6 protein-coding genes and 1 tRNA gene are annotated in these 6,314 nt (G+C 60.2%); all 7 read right to left on the minus strand.

Going from position 1 to position 6,314, the window contains the following annotated elements:
* Positions 1–110: 110 nt before the first annotated feature.
* Positions 111–1,070 carry a protein translocase subunit SecF gene (gene secF, locus MLC59_RS03365; RefSeq protein WP_248230815.1) on the minus strand — a complete coding sequence of 320 codons (960 nt, stop codon included), beginning with the start codon at positions 1,068–1,070 and terminating at the stop codon, positions 111–113.
* Entirely contained in the window at positions 1,063–2,937 is a 1,875-nt protein-coding gene (gene secD, locus MLC59_RS03370; protein WP_248230817.1) for a protein translocase subunit SecD, read from the minus strand. The genes secF and secD overlap by 8 nt, the downstream gene beginning before the upstream one ends.
* 63 nt (positions 2,938–3,000) lie before the next feature.
* Positions 3,001–3,363 (minus strand): preprotein translocase subunit YajC, encoded by a 363-nt coding sequence (yajC, locus tag MLC59_RS03375; protein ID WP_248230823.1) that lies wholly within the window; start codon positions 3,361–3,363, stop codon positions 3,001–3,003.
* Positions 3,364–3,411: 48 nt separating this feature from the next.
* The gene (tgt, locus tag MLC59_RS03380; protein ID WP_248230856.1) at positions 3,412–4,533 is read right to left on the minus strand and encodes a tRNA guanosine(34) transglycosylase Tgt; all 1,122 of its coding nucleotides are present in this window, start codon (positions 4,531–4,533) and stop codon (positions 3,412–3,414) included.
* 19 nt (positions 4,534–4,552) lie between these two features.
* Complete coding sequence (gene queA, locus MLC59_RS03385; RefSeq protein WP_248230824.1) at positions 4,553–5,614, minus strand: tRNA preQ1(34) S-adenosylmethionine ribosyltransferase-isomerase QueA; 1,062 nt, start codon at positions 5,612–5,614, stop codon at positions 4,553–4,555.
* 65 nt (positions 5,615–5,679) lie between these two features.
* Positions 5,680–5,766 (minus strand) — tRNA-Leu (locus tag MLC59_RS03390).
* An 80-nt stretch (positions 5,767–5,846) separates the two neighbouring features.
* Positions 5,847–6,221, minus strand: a complete 375-nt coding sequence (locus MLC59_RS03395; RefSeq protein WP_248230826.1) for a flagellin — start codon at positions 6,219–6,221, stop codon at positions 5,847–5,849.
* Between the last annotated feature and the right edge of the window lie 93 nt (positions 6,222–6,314).

Below are 6,314 nucleotides of genomic sequence, written 5' to 3' on the forward strand. Positions count from 1 at the left end.
ATACAAAAAAGCCGGGCTGGAATCTCCAGCCCGGCTTTTTTGTGTGTGCCGGGTTTGCTTACCGGTCCCCGGCGGGACGACAGACCGCCGGGACCCGTGCGCTTCGCCCATTACATGCGGTTCAGCCACTCAGGCGGTTCTTCGTCCTCCTCACCCTCGCCGGCAACACCCTCTTTCGGGGGCACAACCATGTCACTGCGGGTCACACCCAGGGCAACCAGCAGGTTGGCTGACACATAGATGGATGAGTAGGTACCGACGATGACACCAATAGCCAGCGTGAGGGCAAAGTTGTTGATCGCCTCCCCGCCCAGGAAATAGAGGGCCATGAGCACCAGCAAGGTTGTCAGGGACGTATTGATCGTCCGGTTGATGGTCTCGTGGATGGAGAGGTTGACGGTCTCCTCCGGGTCATCGATGCGCAGCTTGCGGAAGTTCTCCCGGATGCGGTCCATGATCACGATGGTATCGTTCAGGGAGTAACCGATAACCGCCAGCAAGGCGGCCAACACCGTAAGGTCAAAGGTCCACTGGAACAGGGCGAATACACCCAGCACGATGATCACATCGTGGGCCAGCGGAATGACCGAGGCGATACCAAACTTGAACTGGAAGCGCATGCCTACATAGATGAGCACCACCGCCAGGGCCAGCAACATGCCGAGGCCACTGTTTTCCTTGAGCTCGTCCCCCACCTGGGAGCCAACGAACTCCGAGCTGACCAGCTCCACTTCAGTGTCAGAGCGTTCCTGGACGTCCGCCAGGATACGCGGCCCGAGTTCGTCGTCGCCAGCTTCCTGCATGCGGATCAGCACCAGGGTATCGGAGCCGAAGTTCTGTACCACGAAGCCGTCGTAGCCGGCCTCGGTCAGGCCACTACGTACATCATCGAGCTCCGGCGCCTCGGCATACTCCAGTTCCACCGAGGTGCCCCCGGTGAAGTCCAGGCCGAAGTTGAGGCCGCGCATGCCCAGCAATACGATCGATGCAATCACAAGCAGTACCGAGATAGCGGCAAACGGCTTGCGCAGGCTCATGAAGTCGAATTTTTCGGTGCGAGTATCAGACATTGGCCAGCTTGCCTCCGATCGCGAGGGATTCGACCTTCCGGCCTCCGTAAATGGCGTTAACCATCGCCCGGCTGACGACCAGCGCAGTGAACAGCGAGGTCAGGATGCCGATGCTGAGGGTAACGGCGAAGCCCTTCACCGGGCCGGAGCCCATGGCAAACAGGATAATCGCTACCAGGAAGGTGGTGATGTTCGCGTCCACAATGGACACGAAGGCCCGTGAGTAGCCGGCATTGATGGCCAACTGGGGCGACACACCCTCTCGCAACTCTTCTCTTATACGTTCAAAAATCAGGACGTTGGCGTCTACGGCCATGCCCACCGTCAGTACGATACCGGCTATACCCGGCAAGGTCAGCGTGGCCGAAATGATCGACATACAGGCCAGCAACAGCATCAGGTTCAGAGTCAGGGCCACGTTCGCGACAAGGCCGAAGGCCCGGTAGAAAACCGCCATGAACACCAGTACCAGGCAGAAACCGACCACGACCGACATGAAGCCGGCGTCGATGTTCTGCTGCCCGAGGCTCGGGCCGATGGTCCTTTCCTGGACAAAGTACATGGGCGCTGCCAGCGCACCGGCGCGCAACAACAGGGCCAGTTCTGACGCCTCATGGATGGAATCAAGCCCCGTAATCCGGAAGCTGGAGCCCAGCGTTGACTGGATAGTGGCCAGGGAAATGATACTGGTTTCCTCAACCCGCTCTTCACGGGTAACCACCTCACCGTCAACCACCTCCTGTTCCATCTCGGTGCGGAACTCGATGAACAATACGGCCATACCACGGCCGACGGCATTACGGGTAGCCCGGGTCATCAGGTCACCGCCCACACCATCCATGGTGATGTTGACCTGCGGCATGCCGTTTTCATCAAAACCCTGGTTGGCGTTGGAGACATTCTCACCGGTGACAATCACCTCCCGCTCCAGGCGGGCAGTACGACCTGGCTCATCCCGGAATGGATAGCTTTCCGTAGAAGCCGCAGGCGCATCCTGTCTAGCGGCGAGGCGGAACTCCAGGTTGGCGGTTGCGCCAAGCACCCGCTTGGCCTGGGCGGTGTCCTGTACGCCAGGCAATTCAACGATAATCCGGTCAGCGCCCTGACGCTGGACCAGTGGCTCGGCCACACCCAGCTCATTAACCCGGTTGCGGATAGTGGTCAGGTTCTGCTCAATCGCATAGTCCTGGATTTGCTGCACTTCCTGCTCGGACAGGCTCAGGTTGAGAAGGAAGTTCTCACCCTCTGTTGTCTCGTCCAGCAGGAATTCATTGTAACGGTCGCGGATGATATCGAAGGCTTCTGAACGGTCTGCCTCACTGCGGAAGGACAGCTCGATCTGGTTGCCACCAGACACGTCACCACCACGGTAACGGATACGCTCTTCCCGCAGTTCCCGCTTGATCTGGCTGGCCGTGGCCTCGAGGCGCTGCTCTACGGCGGTTTCCATATCCACTTCCAGCAGGAAATGAACACCACCGCGAAGGTCAAGGCCCAGCTTCATGGGGCCAGCGCCAAGGGCCTGCAGCCACTCAGGTGTAGACTCGGCCATATTCAGGGCGACGAGGAATTCGTCCCCCAGGGCCTGCTGAACAATGGGCCGCGCCTGGAGCTGGTCATCGGAGCTGTTCACGCGAATCAGCGCACTGCGCTCTTCCCGATCAACGCCCTTGATGGTGATGCCGGCTTTTTCCAGTGCCTCCGATGCCCGATCAACAGTCTGCTGGCTGATCTCGGTGCCACTGCGGGCGCCGGTGATCTGCACGGCGTAGTCATCGGGGAATACGTTCGGCAAGGCATAGACGAACCCGATCGCCAGAACGACCAGGATCAGTATGTTTTTCCAAAGCGGATACTTGTTCAGCATAGGAGCCCTTTCTTGACCGCAACCGGACCGCCGTAACCGCAGCGGCCTCCCTGGTCAGTGTGTTCAGATGTCTTTCAGAGTGCCCTTCGGCAGGGCCGCGCCTACGGCAACCTTCTGAACTTTCAGTTCCACGTTGTCGGCCACTTCCAGCACGATGAAGTCATCGGTAACACGGGTAATCCGGCCAACGATTCCGCCGGAGGTTACGACTTCGTCGCCTTTGTTAAGGCCGGACATCAGTGATTTGTGTTCCTTGGCGCGCTTGGACTGGGGGCGCCAGATCAGCAGGTAGAAGATCAGGATGAAACCACCGAAGAAAATCACCTGACCCATAACACCCATACCCTGGGCGGCGTCCTGGGCGAGGGCAACACCCGGCACGGCGGCGGCCAGGAGGGTGGCCAGCATGGCTTTTACTGCTTTCATAGGATATCTCCGTTGATAGTTCTGCAATGAATACGGGTGCGTGGAGGTTCAGCCGCCGGCCAGGGGCGGCACAGGCAGGCCACGCTTGGCGTAGAAGGATTCCACAAAGTCGGACAATGTACCTGCTTCAATAGCCCCACGCAATCCGGCCATCACCTTCTGGTAATAGTGAAGATTGTGGATGGTATTCAATTGCGAACCCAGCATTTCACCACACTTATCAAGATGATGCAGATAACTTCTCGAAAAATGTGAACAGGTATAGCAATCGCATTCCGCATCCAGCGGTGACGTATCATGGCGGTGCGCGGCATTACGGATCTTGATGATCCCGGTAGACGTAAACAGGTAACCATTACGGGCATTGCGGGTGGGCATCACGCAGTCGAACATATCGACGCCCCGGCGCACTGCTTCCACAATGTCCTCCGGGCGACCGACGCCCATCAGGTAGCGGGGGTGGTCCTGCGGCATTCGTGCCGGCAGGTAGTCCAGCACTGCAATCATCTCTTCCTTGGGCTCGCCCACTGACAGCCCCCCGATGGCATAGCCGTCAAAGCCAATGTCCACCAGGCCATCCAGTGAGCGCTGACGCAGGTCGTTGTACATGCCACCCTGGATAATCCCGAACAGCGCAGACGGATTGTCGCCATGAGCCGCCTTGCTGCGAGCGGCCCAGCGCAGGGACATCTCCATGGACTCCCGGGCCTGCTTCTCGGTGGCCGGGTACGGCGTGCACTCATCAAAGATCATCACGATATCGGAGCCCAGGTCCCGCTGGACCTGCATGGCAATTTCCGGATTCAGCTCCACCGGCGAGCCATCCACCGGCGAGCGGAAGCTGACCCCCTGCTCGGTGATCTTGCGCATCTCCCCGAGGCTGAACACCTGGAAGCCACCGGAGTCGGTGAGTATGGGCCCCTGCCACTGGGTAAAATCGTGCAGGTCGCCGTGGGCCTTGATGACCTCGGTACCGGGGCGCAGCATCAGGTGGAAGGTATTGCCAAGAATGATCTGGGCACCGGTGGCCTCGATGTCCCTTGGCAGCATGCCCTTTACGGTGCCGTAGGTACCCACGGGCATGAAGGCCGGGGTTTCCACCACACCGCGGGGGAAGGTCAGCCGGCCACGACGGGCCTTGCCGTCCTCACCGAGTTTTTCGAATGACAGGAAACAGTTGTCGCGCATCTCAGGCTCCTGGTCCGGCAAGCGCCCCAAGGCTGGGCTCCTGGCCGGTGATAAACATCGCATCGCCGTAACTGAAGAAACGGTAGCGTTCTGCCACCGCCTCCCGGTAGGCCGACATGGTGTGGTGGTAGCCGGCGAAGGCGCTCACCAGCATGATCAGGGTGGATTCCGGCAGGTGGAAATTGGTAACCATCCCGTCCACGGTCTGGAACCGGTAGCCCGGGTGGATAAAGATATCGGTCTCCCCCTGGAACGGACGCACCACCCCGCCCCGGCTGGCAGACTCCAGTGACCGTACCGAGGTGGTGCCGACGGCGATAACCCGTCCGCCCCGCTGCCTGGCGGCCCGGACAGCCTCAACCGTGGCTTCCGGCACCGTGGCCACCTCGCTGTGCATTACATGGTCTTCCACCTTATCCACACGCACGGGCTGGAAAGTACCCGCACCGACGTGCAGGGTCACGAAAGCTGTTGCAACGCCCTTGTCGGCAAGGTGGTCAAAAATGGACTGATCGAAGTGCAACCCTGCCGTCGGCGCGGCAACGGCGCCAGCCTCCCGGGCATAGACGGTCTGGTAACGCTCCCGGTCACTACCTTCGTCCGGGCGGTCCACATAGGGCGGCAGGGGCATGTGCCCTGCCCGCTCCAGCAGGTCCAGCATGGCTTCGCCGGACTCCGTTTTCAGCCGGAACAACGCATCGTCACGGTCGAGCATGACCAGTGCAGATTCGTCTTCCAGCACCACCCGCTGGCCGGGCTTGAGTGCCTTGGAGGCTCGCACATGGGCAAGCACGGTGTCAGTGGCCTCAACCCGCTCCACCAGCACCTCTACCCGACCGCCGGTATCCTTGGTGCCGAACAGGCGGGCGGGGATGACGCGGGTGTCGTTGAATACCAGCAGGTCGTCGGGCTCCAGCAAATCCGGCAGGTCACGGAACTGGCGATGGGCTATGGTGCCGGAGACGCCGTCAAGGCACAGCATGCGGGACGCACTGCGCTCCGCCATGGGGTAACGGGCAATCAGCTCGTCAGGCAGTTCAAAATGGAAATCAGAGACTTTCATGGACAGGTGGACCCGGGGCCGGCCTGATTAGGCCGGAATTCTGAATACACCGGGCCAATGAGGAATGGTAGCGGCGGGCGGACTCGAACCGCCACGGGTTTTACCCCAACGGATTTTGAATCCGTCGTGTCTACCAATTTCACCACGCCGCCACACAGGTTGCCCGGTTGTCGAGAGCCCGGATTATACTGACGCTGCTTCCGAAAGCAAACGGTTGAATCGCAGCGCCCGGTTACAGCCGGTCAAACAGCGACAGCTGGGAGGTCTGGGCAAAGGATTGCTGGGCCGCCTGCAGCACAAAACTCTGGAATGACAGGTTGCTGATCGCCTCGGCGTAGTCTACATCCTGCAGCTGGGAACGCAGGTCCTTGGCATAGAGCGACGAGTTCTCCAGGAAGTCGCCGGTGGACTCCAGCTGGTTCATGCGGCCACCGATTTCGGTCTGGGTGCGCAGGATGGACTCCTGGGCGTTGTCCAGATTGGCCAGCGAGGCGCCAATGAGATGGTCGTAGGTTGCCTGGGTGCTTTGAAAATTCGCCTCAGTCACCGGGTCGGTGACCGTCGGCCCCACGTTAATATCGTCAAAGCGGGCACCGGTGACCTGCAATACCCCGGTTGAGGCCTGTAGTTGCCCCCGCTAAACCGGACACCACCTCATTCGTTTGATGCCAGTTCCGCCCGGTACTCCCAGGGCGATTTC

The sequence above is a fragment of the Marinobacter bryozoorum genome (genome assembly GCF_023156245.1).
Classification (GTDB): domain Bacteria; phylum Pseudomonadota; class Gammaproteobacteria; order Pseudomonadales; family Oleiphilaceae; genus Marinobacter; species Marinobacter bryozoorum.